Origin of the sequence: Massilia sp. CFBP9026, assembly GCF_034045165.1 — a bacterium.
Lineage (GTDB): Bacteria > Pseudomonadota > Gammaproteobacteria > Burkholderiales > Burkholderiaceae_D > Telluria > Telluria arenae.
Window position 1 is genome coordinate 123,483 of sequence record NZ_JAXCWH010000005.1, and the last position, 14,666, is coordinate 138,148.

General features: G+C 63.7%; 14 protein-coding genes and 1 tRNA gene. 11 read left to right on the forward strand and 4 right to left on the reverse strand.

Features of this window, described 5'->3' with window-relative positions:
* Positions 1 to 13: 13 nt before the first annotated feature.
* The 4 genes from bioB to SOM28_RS13845 all read left to right on the forward strand — a co-directional run bounded on the left by bioB (position 14) and on the right by SOM28_RS13845 (position 5,126).
* Positions 14 to 1,039, forward strand: a complete 1,026-nt coding sequence (gene bioB / locus SOM28_RS13830; protein WP_123069305.1) for a biotin synthase BioB — start codon at positions 14 to 16, stop codon at positions 1,037 to 1,039.
* 177 nt (positions 1,040 to 1,216) lie between these two features.
* On the forward strand, positions 1,217 to 3,229 hold the full coding sequence (locus tag SOM28_RS13835; RefSeq protein ID WP_320468455.1) for an acetyl/propionyl/methylcrotonyl-CoA carboxylase subunit alpha: 2,013 nt from the start codon (positions 1,217 to 1,219) through the stop codon (positions 3,227 to 3,229).
* Positions 3,230 to 3,274: 45 nt separating this feature from the next.
* Complete coding sequence (locus SOM28_RS13840; RefSeq protein ID WP_320468456.1) at positions 3,275 to 4,204, forward strand: 2-hydroxyacid dehydrogenase; 930 nt, start codon at positions 3,275 to 3,277, stop codon at positions 4,202 to 4,204.
* Position 4,205: 1 nt separating this feature from the next.
* Positions 4,206 to 5,126, forward strand: coding sequence for a hydroxymethylglutaryl-CoA lyase (locus SOM28_RS13845; protein ID WP_320468457.1), 921 nt, complete (start codon positions 4,206 to 4,208; stop codon positions 5,124 to 5,126).
* A gap of 122 nt (positions 5,127 to 5,248) precedes the next feature.
* Here the strand turns inward: SOM28_RS13845 and SOM28_RS13850 are convergent.
* Positions 5,249 to 5,325: transfer RNA gene (locus tag SOM28_RS13850), tRNA-Pro, on the reverse strand.
* Positions 5,326 to 5,424: 99 nt separating this feature from the next.
* Between SOM28_RS13850 and SOM28_RS13855 the strand changes: the two genes are divergently transcribed.
* The gene (locus tag SOM28_RS13855) at positions 5,425 to 6,033 is read left to right on the forward strand and encodes a hypothetical protein (RefSeq protein ID WP_320468458.1); all 609 of its coding nucleotides are present in this window, start codon (positions 5,425 to 5,427) and stop codon (positions 6,031 to 6,033) included.
* 4 nt (positions 6,034 to 6,037) lie between these two features.
* On the opposite strand, the gene rsmI is transcribed toward SOM28_RS13855, so the two are convergent.
* Positions 6,038 to 6,943, reverse strand: coding sequence for a 16S rRNA (cytidine(1402)-2'-O)-methyltransferase (gene rsmI, locus SOM28_RS13860; protein ID WP_320468459.1), 906 nt, complete (start codon positions 6,941 to 6,943; stop codon positions 6,038 to 6,040).
* Between the two features lie 140 nt (positions 6,944 to 7,083).
* On the opposite strand from rsmI, the gene SOM28_RS13865 reads away from it, so the two are divergent.
* The 5 genes from SOM28_RS13865 (at position 7,084) to SOM28_RS13885 (ending at position 10,546) form a co-directional block, all read left to right on the forward strand.
* Positions 7,084 to 8,295: a penicillin-binding protein activator gene (locus SOM28_RS13865; protein ID WP_320468460.1), complete on the forward strand. Its 1,212-nt coding sequence runs from the start codon at positions 7,084 to 7,086 to the stop codon at positions 8,293 to 8,295.
* 1 nt (position 8,296) lies between these two features.
* Positions 8,297 to 8,656 (forward strand): YraN family protein, encoded by a 360-nt coding sequence (locus SOM28_RS13870; protein WP_320468461.1) that lies wholly within the window; start codon positions 8,297 to 8,299, stop codon positions 8,654 to 8,656.
* Between the two features lie 56 nt (positions 8,657 to 8,712).
* Complete coding sequence (locus SOM28_RS13875) at positions 8,713 to 9,309, forward strand: phosphoheptose isomerase (RefSeq protein ID WP_005664272.1); 597 nt, start codon at positions 8,713 to 8,715, stop codon at positions 9,307 to 9,309.
* Complete coding sequence (locus tag SOM28_RS13880) at positions 9,302 to 9,946, forward strand: BON domain-containing protein (RefSeq protein ID WP_123068421.1); 645 nt, start codon at positions 9,302 to 9,304, stop codon at positions 9,944 to 9,946. Before SOM28_RS13875 ends, SOM28_RS13880 begins: the two co-directional genes overlap by 8 nt.
* Positions 9,947 to 10,018: 72 nt before the next feature.
* The gene (locus tag SOM28_RS13885) at positions 10,019 to 10,546 is read left to right on the forward strand and encodes a TlpA disulfide reductase family protein (RefSeq protein WP_320468462.1); all 528 of its coding nucleotides are present in this window, start codon (positions 10,019 to 10,021) and stop codon (positions 10,544 to 10,546) included.
* 4 nt (positions 10,547 to 10,550) lie between these two features.
* On the opposite strand, the gene SOM28_RS13890 is transcribed toward SOM28_RS13885, so the two are convergent.
* The gene (locus SOM28_RS13890) at positions 10,551 to 10,973 is read right to left on the reverse strand and encodes a PaaI family thioesterase (protein ID WP_320468463.1); all 423 of its coding nucleotides are present in this window, start codon (positions 10,971 to 10,973) and stop codon (positions 10,551 to 10,553) included.
* Between the two features lie 143 nt (positions 10,974 to 11,116).
* Here SOM28_RS13890 and SOM28_RS13895 point away from each other — a divergent pair, with 143 nt between their 5' ends.
* The gene (locus SOM28_RS13895; protein ID WP_320468464.1) at positions 11,117 to 12,457 is read left to right on the forward strand and encodes an HNH endonuclease; all 1,341 of its coding nucleotides are present in this window, start codon (positions 11,117 to 11,119) and stop codon (positions 12,455 to 12,457) included.
* A gap of 80 nt (positions 12,458 to 12,537) precedes the next feature.
* On the opposite strand, the gene SOM28_RS13900 is transcribed toward SOM28_RS13895, so the two are convergent.
* Positions 12,538 to 14,559, reverse strand: coding sequence for a helicase-related protein (locus SOM28_RS13900; RefSeq protein WP_320468465.1), 2,022 nt, complete (start codon positions 14,557 to 14,559; stop codon positions 12,538 to 12,540).
* Positions 14,560 to 14,666 lie beyond the last annotated feature (107 nt).

A 14,666-nucleotide genomic window follows, 5' to 3' on the forward strand; every position in this document is an offset into this window, starting at 1 on the left:
CACTATGTCCGATATGAATACCATCGCCCTGCACCGCCCGACGGCCGCCATCAAGCCTGCGGAAAACGCCACCTGGCCGCTGGCCGACGTGCTGGCGCTGTTCGAGCTGCCGTTCCCTGAGCTGATGCACCGCGCCTCGACCCTGCACCGCGAATACTTCCCGGACGGCGACGTCGAACTGGCGACCCTGCTGTCGATCAAGACCGGCGGCTGCGAGGAAGACTGCGGCTACTGCCCGCAGGCGGCGCGCTACGACACCGGCGTCGAAGCCAAGAAGATCCTCGACATCGACACCGTGCTGGATGCGGCGCGCGCGGCGAAAGCCAGCGGCGCGACCCGCTTCTGCATGGGCGCGGCCTGGCGCAGCCCGAAAGAGCGCGACATGGAAAAGGTCGAGACCATGGTGCGCGAAGTGAAGGCGCTGGGCATGGAAACCTGCGCCACGCTGGGCATGCTGGAGGCCGGCCAGGCCGAGCAGCTCAAGAAGGCGGGCCTGGACTACTACAACCACAATATCGATACCGCGCCTGACTTCTACAACAACGTCATTTCGACCCGCGAATACCAGGACCGCCTGGACACGCTGGGCCGCGTGCGCGAAGCGGGCCTGAAGGTCTGCTGCGGCGGCATCGTCGGCATGGGCGAGACGCGCGAGCAGCGCGCCGGCCTGATCGCCCAGCTGGCCAACCTGAATCCGTATCCGGAATCGGTGCCGGTCAACCACCTGGTGCAGGTGGCAGGCACCCCGCTGCACGGCATGGAAAAGCTGGACCCGATCGAATTCGTGCGCACCATCGCGGTCGCGCGCATCACCATGCCGCAAGCGCGCGTGCGCCTGTCGGCGGGCCGCCGCGAGCTGGGCGAAGCGGTGCAGGCGATGTGCTTCATGGCCGGCGCCAACTCGATCTTCTACGGCGACAAGCTGCTCACCACCGACAATCCGGAAGCCGACGACGACCGCGTGCTGCTCGAAAAGCTGGGCCTCAAGACGCGCGCCGCCACGCTGGAGTCGGTGCAGAAGGAAGCTTGCGGCTGCTAGCACACCACCACGTCGTTCCCGCGAAGGCGGGAACCCAAGTTTGCTAGTACAGCCAATACGTTCGACAAAAGTGGCAACGCAAACGACTTAGGTTCCCGCCTACGCGGGAACGACGTAGCGGCTGGGGAGACACAGCCGCACCAATCCCCGAACAACCATAAGCGAAAGATAAAGCGCATGTTCACCAAGATCCTCATCGCCAACCGTGGCGAAATCGCCTGCCGTGTCGCCGCTACCGCGCGCCGCATGGGTATTCGTACCGTCGCCGTGTATTCCGAGGCCGACGCCGGCGCCAAGCACGTCGCGGTGTGCGATGAGGCAGTCCTGATCGGCCCCGCGGCCGCCAAGGACAGCTATCTGCGTGGCAGCAAGATCATCGAGGTGGCCAAGGCCACCGGCGCCCAGGCGATCCACCCCGGCTACGGCTTCCTGTCCGAGAACGCCGAGTTCGCGGATGCGGTGCAGGCCGCCGGCCTGGTGTTCATCGGCCCGCCGGCCTCCTCGATGCGCGCGATGGGATCGAAATCGGCCGCCAAGCAGCTGATGGAGAGCGCCAACGTGCCGCTGGTCCCTGGCTACCACGGCGACGAACAGGATCCATCATTCTTGCGCCAGCAGGCCGACCGCATCGGTTACCCGGTGCTGCTCAAGGCCAGCGCCGGCGGCGGCGGCAAGGGCATGCGCGTGGTCGAGCGTTCGGAGGATTTCGAGGCCGCGCTGGCCTCTTGCAAGCGTGAGGCGATCTCCAGCTTCGGCGACGACAAGGTGCTGGTCGAGAAATACCTGATCCGCCCGCGCCATATCGAGATCCAGGTCTTCGCCGACAGCCTGGGCGGTTGCGTCTACCTGCACGAGCGCGACTGCTCGGTGCAGCGCCGCCACCAGAAAGTGCTGGAAGAAGCGCCGGCCCCGGGCATGCCGGCGGATCGCCGCGCGGCGATGGGCGAAGCCGCGGTGAACGCCGCGCGTGCCGTCGGCTACGTCGGCGCCGGCACGGTGGAATTCATCGCCAACCAGGACGGTTCGTTCTACTTCATGGAGATGAACACCCGCCTGCAGGTCGAGCATCCGGTGACCGAGATGATCACCGGGACCGACCTGGTCGAATGGCAGCTGCGCGTCGCCTTTGGCGAGCCGCTGCCGAAGAAACAGCATGAGCTGGCCATCCACGGCCACGCGATCGAGGCGCGCGTGTATGCCGAGAATCCCGAAAAGGGCTTCTTGCCGTCGATCGGCACCTTGCGCCATATGGACGTGCCGCTGGCGGTGGCGTTCGAACTTGGCGCAGACAGTGTGAACCCGGCAGCAGTGCGCGTCGACTCCGGCGTGCGCGAGGGCGATGCGATCTCGCCGTTCTACGATCCGATGATCGCCAAGCTGATCGTCTGGGGCGCCGACCGCACGCAGGCACTGGCGCGCATGTCGCAGGCGCTGAGCGAGTTCCGCATCGTCGGCCTCGCTACCAATATCGCTTTCCTGAAACGCCTGGTCGAAGGCGAGGCATTCTCGAGCGCCGACCTCGATACGGGTTTGATCGAACGCAATCAATCCTCACTTTTCCCTCCCGCGGCCCCGGCCCCGCTCGGTGCGCTGGCCCTGGCCGCGCTCGCCCTTACCAACCACGAAACCGTGCACGGCGCCGCCAACGACGCCGACCCATGGAGCCAGGCACGCGGCTGGCGCATGAATGGCGACTACCGCCGCACCCTGTCCTTCACCGATGAGTTCGGCGACTATCGCATCGGTCTGACTTACCGCAATAGTGGGTGGGAAATTGACCTTGATAAGCAGCGCCAACGCATCGAATTAGTATCCCAGAACGGTGCCGAGTTGGCCCTGCGCCTGGGCGAGACCGCCCTGCACGGCTGTGTGCGCCGCGACGGCGACGCATTCCACGTGTTTACCGGTGGCCGCCATCACACCCTGACGTACAATGACCCGATGGCACATGCCGGCGAGATTGAAGCGGCGGGCGGTCGCCTGACGGCGCCCATGCCGGGCAAGGTGGTCGCGGTGCTGGCCCAGTCCGGCAAGGACGTGAAAAAGGGCGAGCCGCTGGTGATCATGGAAGCGATGAAGATGGAACACACGATTTCCGCGCCGAGCGACGGCCTGGTGGAAGAAGTGCTGTACGAGGTCGGCGACCAGGTCGCCGATGGCGCACCGCTGCTGGCTTTCAAGGCAGCATAGACAGACACCTACAAGAACCACCCTGACAAAAAACGAGGGGGAGACATGCGCATTGTCCTGTACCGGGGCGATGGCGTCATCGAGCCGTGGGAACGCGAGTTCTCGGCCGTGATGCCAGGCGTCGAAACGGTCAGCTGGAAGGAGGGCCAGTTGCTGGCCCCCTGCGATTACGCGGTATTGTGGAACCCGGCGCCCGGCCTGCTGGCGCAGCTCGGCGAGGTCAAGGCGATCTTCCTGATGGGCGCCGGCGTCGACGCCGTGCTCAAGTTCGGCGATGCGCTGCCGCGCGTGCCGCTGGTGCGCCTGGGCGACGCCGGCATGGGCGTGCAGATGGCCGAGTACGTGGCGCACGCCGTGCTGCGCTACTTCAGGCGCTTCGACGAATACGAACAGCAGGCGCGCCATGGCGCCTGGAACCCGCTGCCCCAGTATCCGAAAGAGACGTTCACGATCGGCGTCATGGGCCTGGGCCGGCTCGGCATGCCGGTGGTCGAGGCGATGCGCCATTTCGGCTTCCCGGTGCGCGGCTGGAGCCGCAGCCCGAAGGACATCCCCGGCCTGCCGACCTATGCCGGCATGGAGCAGCTCGACGACTTCTTGCATGGCACGCGGGTGCTGGTCTGCCTGCTGCCGCTGACCGCGGATACCACCAACCTGCTCGACCGCCACCGACTGGGCAAGCTGGCGCCCGGCGCCTACCTGATCAACGTCTCGCGCGGCGCCATCCTGGCCGAGCCCGACCTGATGACCCTGATCCGCTCGGGGCACATCGCCGGCGCCACGCTCGACGTGTTCCGCCACGAGCCGCTGCCGGCCCCGCATCCGTTCTGGAACGAGCCGCGCATCGCCCTCACCCCGCACATCTCGGCGCTCACCATGCGCCTCGACGCCGTGCGCCAGATCGCCGACAAGATCGGCGCCCTGGAAGACGGCCAACGGGTCGACGACCTGGTCGACCGCGAACTTGGATATTGATATGACCCACCAGAGCGCCTTGCCTGCGAAAGTAAAAATCGTCGAAGTCGGCCCACGCGACGGCCTGCAGAACGAGAAGGAAGCGCTGAGCGCCGACGTGAAGGTCGACCTGGTCGAGCGCCTGGCGCGCGCCGGCTTCGTCAACGTGGAAGCGGCCGCCTTCGTCTCGCCGAAATGGGTGCCGCAGATGGCGACCAGCGCCGAGGTACTGGCGCGCATCGAGCGCCGCCCCGGCACCATCTATTCGGCGCTGGTGCCGAATATGCAGGGCTTCGAGGCCGCACTGGCCGGCGGGGCCGACGAGGTGGTCGTGTTCGGCGCGGCCTCCGAAGCCTTCTCGCAAAAGAATATCAACTGCTCGATCGCCCAGTCGATCGCCCGCTTCGAGCCGGTGGCGCGCGCGGCGAAAGAACAGGGCCTGCGCCTGCGCGGCTCGATCAGCACGGCCTTCGGCTGCCCCTACCAGGGCGAGGTGCCGCTGGATGCGGTGGGCGACGTGGTGGCGCGCATGCGCGACCTGGGTTGCGACGAGATCGACATCGCCGACACCATCGGCGTCTCGACCGCGCGCAAGACGCAGGCCGTGATGCTGCGTGCGGCGCGGGAATTTCCGATCACGCAACTGGCCGGCCATTTCCACGACACCTACGGCCAGGCGCTGGCCAACATCTATGCGGCGATGGAGGTGGGCGTGGCGATCTTCCACTCCTCGGTGGCCGGCCTGGGCGGCTGCCCGTATGCCAAGGGCGCGACCGGCAACGTGGCGACCGAGGACGTGCTGTACCTGATGCAGGGGCTCGGTATCGAGACCGGCGTCGATCTCGACCAAGTAGTCGATGCCGGCCTGTTCATCTCGCAGCAGCTGGGCCGCAAGAGCATCAGCCGCGCCGGGAACGCAATCGCCGCCAAGCGGATGGGATAAGGTCGTAGGGTGGACGGCTTCGCCGTCCACGCGGTGATCGTTATCATCACCCCACCGCAACCGAAAACGAAACCACAACGAAAAAAGCCGACAACTCACGTTGTCGGCTTTTCTCTTAATGCTGGTCGGAGTACAAGGATTCGAACCTTGGACCCCCTGGTCCCAAACCAGGTGCGCTACCGGGCTGCGCTACACTCCGAAGAAGCGAGATAATATCGTTTTCGCGTGACCTCGTCAAGTTTCCGTTGCAAAATAGTGATCTGGTAGTTTTCTAAAGTTAAGTTGAGGTATGTATGTCATGCATATGGCTCTAAACTTTGGCGACCCGGTCAGCCTGCAACGAGGCAACCGGCGCATCGTCATCGGCGTTGCGGTATCGATCGCGGTGCACGCATTATTCCTGCTGGCTTACCGGAATACGACGTTCAGGACCATGGAGATCGGCCCAGCCGAGCCGACGGTGCTCTCTGTCATGATCGCCCCTCCCGCGCCGCCGCCACCACCCGAGCCGGAAATCGTTCGTACCACACCACCAGCCCCGAGCGCCCCGTCCGCACCGCGTACGACCCGCCCGGCGCCACCGCAAGCCGTGATCGCAGTCCCGGAAAGCGCAAGCGCCGCCCCCGATCCATTCGTCGTGCAACAGGAAGAAACCGTTGATCCAGCGCCGAGGTTCGACATGAACGCCGCGCGCGAGACGGCGCGCGCGAACGCCCATCTGCGCGACCCGTCGAAGGAAGGCACGGCACTGGCGCAATTCCCCGAGCCGGCGCTGCAGACCGAATCGAAGCTGGCGCGCGGCATCCGCCAAGCCAAGCGGCCCGATTGCAAGGACGGCCTTCCGGGCGGGCTGCTGGCGCCGATTTATTTATTGATGGAGAGAAAGGATTCGGGGTGCAAGTGGTGACGCGTCATTCGCCCTTGATCTGCAGCGCGCGCTCGTAGAGCGCATTCTTCTTGCGGCCGGTGATCTGCGCCGCCAGGTTCGCCGCCTGCTTCACGCTGCACTCGCTCAAGAGAATCTGCAGCACGCGCTCGGCCTCGGCATCCTCTGCATCGCTGGCCTCGACCGCCCCCGCCACCAGCACCACGAACTCCCCGCGCTCCCGGTGCTGGTCAGCCTTGACCCAGGCCAGCGCATCCTTCAGTTCGCAGCGGTGCACTTCCTCGAACATCTTGCTCAGCTCGCGGGCGAACACCACCTGCCGGGTCGGCTCGAAGGCCGCCGCCAGCGCCTCGACGCAATCGACGATGCGGTGCGGCGCCTCATAGAACACCAGGGTCGACGTCTCGCGCGCCAATGGCGCCAGCGCCGCCTCGCGGCCCTTGGCCTTGGCCGGCAAAAAGCCGACGAAGTGAAAACGGTCGTTCACCAGGCCGCTGGCCGACAGCGCCGTGATCGCGGCCGAGGGGCCGGGCAGCGGCACCACGTTCAGGCCGGCGGTGCGCACCGCGTCGACGATGCGCGCGCCGGGATCGGACACGCCCGGCGTGCCGGCGTCGGACACCAGCGCCACGCGCTGTCCGGCGCGCAGGCGCTCGACGATTTTATCGGCCACTTCGCGCTCGTTGTGCTGGTGCGCGGCGATGGTCGGCTGGGAGAGGCCGAAGCGCTGCAGCAGCGCGCCGGTCTTGCGCGTGTCCTCGCAGGCGACCACGTCGGCCAGCGCCAGCAGGTGTAAAGCACGCAGGGTGATGTCAGTAACGTTGCCGATCGGAGTAGCCACGACGTACAGCGTTGCGGTAGGATAGGACTGCTGGGCCGCCTCGCCCATGACGGGAAGTCGGGCGATGTCGATGGTCTGCTGATCTGTCATAAAGGGTTCCGATGCTGAAGAAAAAAAATCTACCGGGCTTGCTCGCGGCCGCCGTACTTACACTATTAGCCGGTTGCGGCAGCACGCCATTGCCTCCCGATACCGGTTGCGGCATGCCCGGTGGCGTGTGCAGTGCCGGTGTGCCGGTGACAAATGCGCCGCCGCCGGCGCCAGCTTACACGCCGCCGCCGCGTGACGAAAGTGGCGTACAGACCAATCCGGTCGAACTGCCGCCGAGCGCCGGCGGCAGCCCGCGCGCCGCGGCGCCATCGTCGGCGCCCTACAGCGGCCCGGCCGTGCGCGTGGCGCTGCTGCTGCCGCTCGACTCGCAGGCGCTGGCCCAGCCGGCCGAGGCGGTGCGCGCCGGCTTCATGGCCGCCCATGAACAGCAGCCCGAGGGCGTCACCGTCAACCTGGTCCCCACCGGCGACTCGGCGCAGGCGGCGCTCGAGGCCTACCGCAGCGCGGCCGAACAAAACGATATCGTGGTCGGCCCGCTGGCGCGTTCCGCCGTGGCGTCGCTGGCCACCAGCGGCGCGGTCAGCAAGCCGACCATCGCCCTGAACCACCCGCAAGTCAATTCCCCGCTGCCGCGCCAGATGCTGGTCATCGGCCTGTCGCTCGAAGACGAGGCACGCCAGGTCGCCGACTGGGCCGCCAGCGAACAGGCAGGCGGCCAGGCCCTGGTGCTCACCGGCCGCGCCGCCTGGCAGCAACGCCTGTCGGGCGCCTTCAGCCAGCGCTGGGCAGAACTGGGCCGCACGCACGCCACGGTCGAACTGCCGGCCGAAGGCGGCTATGTCGACGGCAATGCGCTGGCCGAGCTGCGCGCCCGCCTGTCGGCCGAACCGCCGCAGCTGGTCTACGCCGCGCTCGACGCCAACGGCCTGCGCCAGGTGCGCATGGCAATCGGCACCTCGCTGCCGACCTATGGCACCGCCTCGGTCAACCCGGGCCTCGACATGTCCAGCGTGCCGGCCGAACTGGTCGGCGTGCGCTTCCTCGATCTGCCATGGACCGTGCAGCCCGACCATCCAGCCGTCGCCGGCTATCCACGCTGGAGCGCCGGCAGCCAGGGTCTCGACCCGCAGCGCCTGTACGCGCTCGGCATCGACGCCTTCCGCATCGCGCGCGAACTGGCGCAGCGCCCCTCCGGCTCGTTCGAGCTCGATGGCGCCACCGGCCGCCTGGCGGTCAACATGGGCCAAGGAGAAAGGGCCTTCCGCCGCGTCGAGACCGGCGTCGTGGTGCGCGACAACGGCCCGACCGAACAAATCCTCACCGACGATGCCGGCGGCGACAGCGTCCCGCCACCACGCCGCGTGTTCGAACCGGTCGCGACCGGTTTATGACATGTGGCCCTTACGCCTGTCCAGAAGGCAGGCCCAGGGCCAGCAATGGGAACGCGCCGCACTCGACTACCTGAAACGCCATAAACTGTCCCGGGTCGAAGAGAATTTTCGCTGCAAAGGCGGCGAGATCGACCTGATCATGCGCGATGGCGCAACCCTGGTGTTCGTCGAGGTGCGCCAGCGCGCCGACCGCGACCACGGCGGCGCCGCCGCCAGCATTACCCCTGCCAAGATGCGTCGCCTGGTCTGTGCGGCGCAAGTCTATCTGTTGCGTTTTCCCATCACTCCTCCCTGCCGTTTCGACCTGGTCGCCATCGATGGCGAGCAAATTGAATGGTTGCGGAACATCATTGAAGTGTAAGCAATTTTTACTGCGCTTGCTCAGGTCGGGTTGCCACTGCACTATAATCCTCGGCTATGAATACTCAACGCATCCTCGCTCACTTCCAGGAGAGCGCCGACCTGAAGATGAAGTCGGCCGCCACCCTGGCTCCTTCCATTTCGGCGGCGGTAGAACTCATGTTCAGCGCCCTCTCCAACGGCAACAAGATTCTGGCCTGCGGCAATGGCGGCTCGGCCGCCGACTGCCAGCACTTCGCGGCCGAACTGGTCGGCCGTTTCGAGCGGGAGCGCTTCCCGCTGCCGGCGATCGCCCTGACCACCGACACCTCGATCCTGACCGCGGTCGGCAACGACTACAGCTTCAAGGAGATCTTCTCGAAGCAGGTGCAGGCATTTGGCCAGGCAGGCGACATCCTGCTGGCGATTTCGACCTCGGGCAACTCGGCCAATGTGCTGGCCGCGGTCGAGGCGGCCCTGGAGCGCGAGATGCGCATCGTGGCCTTTACCGGCAAGGACGGCGGCCAGTTGGGCAAGCTGCTGACCGACGCCGACGTGCACATCAACGTCCAGCATGCACGCACCGCGCGCATCCAGGAAGTCCATTTGTGCGCCATTCACTGCATCTGCGACGGCATCGACGTCGCGCTGTTCGGAGGAGACGAGAATGCGTAACACCCGCCGGCCCATGGCCGTGCTGTTGACCAAGGTTGTCATGGGCGCCGCCCTGGCGACATCGCTGTCGGGCTGCTTCGGCCTGATCGTCGGCGCGGGCGTGGCCGGCGCCGTGTCCACGGTCGACCGCCGCACCCTGGGCGCCCAGACCGAAGACAAGTCGATCACGGTCAAGGCCGAGCTTGAAATGCGCAAGGTCACCAACGGCGCCGGCAACATCAACGTCACCAGCTTCAACCGCCGTGTGCTGCTGACCGGCGAAGTGCGCGACGAAGCGATGAAGCAGGCGGCCGAGCGCGAAGTGCGCGCGATCGCCAACGTGGTATCGGTCATCAACGAACTGCAGGTCTCCGGCTCGTCGAGCTACACCTCGCGCTCCAACGACGCCCTGATCACCACCAAGGTCAAGACCAGCCTGGTCGACATGAAGACCGTGTCGGCGATCTCGTTCAAGGTCACGACCGAACGCGGCGTGGTCTACCTGATGGGCCTCGTCACCCCGCGCGAAGGCAATATCGCCGCCGATGTCGCCAAGGGTGTCTCGGGCGTGACCCGCGTGGTGAAGATCTTCGAATACATCAGCGAAGAAGATGCGCGCGTGCGGCAGAACAGCCCCGCGCAGGCTTCGCTGGACTAAAAAAGGCCTTCATCAGCCCACGATAAGCGGCAGGACTATAATGGTCCTGCCGTTTTTTTATATCGATCGACCATGACCGCTCCCACGCATTCATCCGCTACCCGTTCCTGGTTCAAGCCCGCCGCCATCGGCGCCGTGGTGCTCGCCCTGGCCGGCATCGGCTACGCCTCGCTCAGCAGCACCACGCAGGCGCCGGATGTCACCTTCATCAGCATCGCCGGTGAAAAGATCAGCACCGAATCCTTGCGCGGCAAGGTCGTGATGGTCAACTTCTGGGCCACTTCCTGCGTCACCTGCGTCAAGGAGATGCCGGACATGGTCGCGACCTACAACAAGTACAAGGACCAGGGCCTGGAGTTCGTCGCCGTCGCGATGCAGTACGACCGCCCCGACTATGTGCTGAACTTCGCCGAGCAGCGCAAGCTGCCGTTCAAGGTGGCGCTGGATTCGGCGGGCGACATCGCGCGCCAGTTCGGCGACGTCACCCTGACCCCGACCACCTTCCTGATCGACAAGCAGGGCCGCATCCTCAAGACCTATGTGGGCGAGCCGGATTTTGCGGCAGTGCACAAGCTGATCGAGAAGGAACTGGCGGGCTGATTCTTTAAGCTTTAGGGTAGAGGATCATCTGGGTGCAGCGGAACAGGGCGATGGTCTTGCCGCTGGCCTGGTCCGTGACGGTCGCATCCCACACCTGCGTGGTGCGGCCCAGGTGGATCGCGGTGGCGGTGCAGGCCAGGGTGCCTTCGCGTGCGGTGCCCAGGTGGTTCGATTTCAGTTCGATGGTGGTGAAGTTCTGCGCGCCTTCCGGCAGGTTGCTGACGCAGCCATAGCCGGCGCAGGTGTCGGCCAGCGTGACCACGCTGCCGGCGTGCAGGTAGCCATTGGGCGCCAGCAGCTGCGGCTCGACCTTCATCTCGGCCGACAGCTTGCCGGGGCTGACTTCAGTGATTCGGATGCCCAGGTGGCCAGGAAGGAACTTGGCGCCGAATTCGTTGAAGGCTTCCGGGGTGTACTTGGTATTCACGTGTGTCTCGATGTTGTTGTAAAAAACGGCATCGTACACCGACCTGATTCGTCATGGTGGAATAATTACTCGAACCCTATGTAATATCCTGCTTCCCTCAACTCACCACCACGACAGCACACCTATTTTCTTTAGCTGAAATAATGAAGAATATTCTTTCCCCTAAACAAAAAGACATTATCGAAACAGCTGCAGTCCTCGCATTTGGCGGAGCCTCCGATAAATTAGTAAATGGATTTAGAATTAATCGCGAGAAAATGCAAATCGCTGCCGTGTACTGGAGCGATAACACCATCGGCAATGATATCGAGATTGCACTGTGCGACAGTCGACTTACCGAGCACTACAATCTAACTACTGTTCAGGCTTGGCTTGACAAGGAAAAATCAGATTTTCCGAATGACTGCAATATTCATAAACATGGCAGCGATTGGCCCATCATTGGAATGAAATTTGATGAGTCTTTAGAGTTTCTCAAACGTTGCCGTAGTCTGCGCATTGGTTTCTTCGATAAATCACTGCTCGCTTCGCTCGCCGTGAAAGCGTCGGAAAAATCCCTGAAGGATAAACAAAGTGCGGCGGCTCGATTAGTAATATCGAGTCTGCTTCCCCAAAGCCATCAAGATGTGATAGATCTCGTTAATCGCGCAGGTGTAGATGTATCAAGATGGTATTGGAAGAAAGATGGCTCTCGTGCACAGACCCCACGTAGCAATCCTGCATTCTGCTATAACTGGGCATTTGGTGGTGGTGATCAACCTGCCGTCATTTGTATCTGGCATTCGGATCTTGACCCATATTTTGACACTGCAACAGTTCAAAGCAATTTTCGTAAGCACTCGTCTAATCTACTTAAAATTGCGGGAGACCCTTCCGAGGATCCAAGTATCCGATCGCGATCAAGAAGTCAGGCGAAGCGAGCCGAGCAGCTTGACCAACTCATTCACTCTGTTTGGCTCAAGAACGGGGTGCTGCGTGTAATTATTGTTGAAGGCGAAAGAAGGTCCGATGAGTCACTAGGTAAAGAATCATCAGTCGTTAAACGCCGAAAGTTGGATACAGTTGAGTGGAACATCCATCGCTATGATGAGGTGAACGGCGATGTCTTCTTAATTAGAAAAACGGCAACAAAATCAATTTCGAATTTTCCAGAATATGTTGACCAGTTCTCTGAGCCAGTGCTCAAGCGTGAAACCGTTGGCACCTCGTTCGTGCGAAAAAAGTCAGTCAGAGATGCCGTACTAGCACGTGCTCAGGGTTTATGTGAACTTTGTGGACTGCCAGGATTCTTAACACCAACGGGCTCAATCTACCTCGAAACCCATCATGTTATTCCTTTAAGTGAATTTGGGCCGGACAACGAGCAGAACGTTGTTGCTTTATGCCCGAACGACCATCGCCAGGCGCATTTCGGTGTCGATACAAAGCTAATACGAATTACCCTACAAAAACGCTTAGAGAACTTCTCCGGGCCCGGTGAATAGTTAGCCGCTTTTAAAGGCATCAGGATGGCCTCAAATAAAATTGGCAAAAAACAATTCTGGTTCAGTGTTGCTAGGGTAGATTATCGGCCATATCTGTGAGAGTTCTTCTTGCCGCCGCTTGATTTTCCGCCTTGGCGACTCCCCTGCCGCCTGCGCGCCGCCGAATTCTGCTGCTGCAGCACCGCATCGACCCGCTCCGCCGCCTCGCGCGCCAGCTCCTGGGCCAGCTCGATGCTCGGGAAGTATTCCGGCTCGCGGTAGCCCAGCCAGGCATAGGCCGAATACACGCGGCAGGTATCCTCGACCTCTTGCAGGTTCATGTAGAACAGGTGCTGCGGATTCGGATGCGGCTGCAGCTTGACCACCTTTTTCTTGGCCAGCGACAGCGCCCAGTGTTCCCAGGCGCTTTGCAGCACCGGCACGCGGCTCGAGATCGGCACCAGCGACAGCATGAATTTTTCCGCCACCGACAGCGGCAGCGTGTCCAGCCATTCGGCGCGCTCGTTCTGCTCCTCGGTGATGCGCGGGTAGAAGAAACCGTCCGGCACGTCGATATTGTGCACGAAGCGTTTCAGGAGCTTGACCAGCGAGGTCTCGCCGGTCACAGCCGCGATGCGGTGCAGCTGCTCGAGCGACGGCGCGACCGCAAAGCCGGTGGCGGCCACTGACGGGATCTTTTCCTTCATCAGCGCGCGCATCACCTGGTGGGTGTCGTCGTCGTAGCCGGCGACGAAACCTTCCTCGTGCACGCCATAGCGCCCTGCCCGGCCCGCGATCTGCTTGGCCAGCGCCGCCGGGATCTCTTCTTCCTCGACGCCGTTGTACTTGACCGTGGTGGTCATCACGATGCGCGCGATCGGCATGTTCAGGCCCATCGCCAGTGCGTCGGTGCCGACCACGATATCGGCCTGCCCCTCGCGGAAGCGCTCGGCCTGGGCCCGGCGCACCTCGGGCGACAGGTTGCCGTAGACGGTCGCCACCGATAGCCCCTTCTCGGTGATCATGTCGCGCCACATCAAGACCTCGCGCCGCGAGAAGCAGATCACGGCATCGCCACGACGCAGGTTCGACAGCTTGCGCACGCTGGTCGGCTCCATCGACAGTGGTCCCATGCGCTTGAGCACATGGACTTCGAGCGGCACCTCCAGGCGCTCGGCCAGCGCCTCGATCGCGCGCCGTGCCTCCACCGCGCCGACCAGGTAGACGACGTTCGCCGGCGCGCCGCACACGGCGGTGGTCCAGGCGGCGCCGCGGTCGCGGTCGGCCAGCATCTGGATCTCGTCGATCACGGCCACTTCCACTGGCGTCTTCGTGTCGAGCATCTCCACCGTGCTGGCGACGTGGGTCGAGCCCTCCACCAGGCGCCGTTCCTCGCCGGTGATCAGACTGACCTTGATTTCTTCGCCATGCGGCCGTGCAGCCTGCAGGCGCTCGTAGTTCTCCAGCGCCAAGAGGCGCAGCGGCGCGAGATACACGCCGCTGCCGGCCTTGGCCAGCGCTTCCATCGCGCGATGGGTCTTGCCCGAGTTGGTGGGCCCGAGCAGCGCGATGAATTTGCGCTGCATGCGGCTGGCCACCTCGAACGAGCGCGGATACTCGGCCAGGTTGATGCTTTCCTTGGTGCGCGCCGCGTGGCGCTCTTCCTCTTCGCGCTCGGCCGCGTGGGTCAGGCGCTGCGAGATGCGCTGGAACACGTACTCGGCCGGCTCGGAGGTTTCGAGTTCATCCAGCACGTCGAGGAAAGTCATCGGGTCCCAGCCGAATTCGTCCGCGTCTTCGGCGATGTCGCGCACGAATTCCTCGGTCTCGGCGTGCAGGCGCTGCAGGTCCGCTTCGTCCGTGCGCTCTTCGATCAGCTCGCGCCGCGCCAGCAAGTCCATCTTGCGCCACTTGCTCGGCTTGGCCAGTACGCCGCGTCCCGGCACCAGGCGATAGGGCACGCGCAAGCCTTCGTACCTCACCTCGCCCGAGAAGCGCAGGAAGACCCGGCCTTCCAGCTTGACCAGTTCGATGCCGCGCGCGGCCAGGCCGAGTTCGCGTTCGAGGAAGGCGTCGTCGGGTTCGAGGTCGTCGGAAGGAGGTAAATCTCGGTGGTCGCTCATGGATCGATGCTGGATGTCTGGTTGTCGTTACTATATCGCGCTGGCGACACAGGCCTCGCGCGGGTGCCTGAAAGAAAAAGGGACGGCAGAGCCGTCCCTTCGATCAA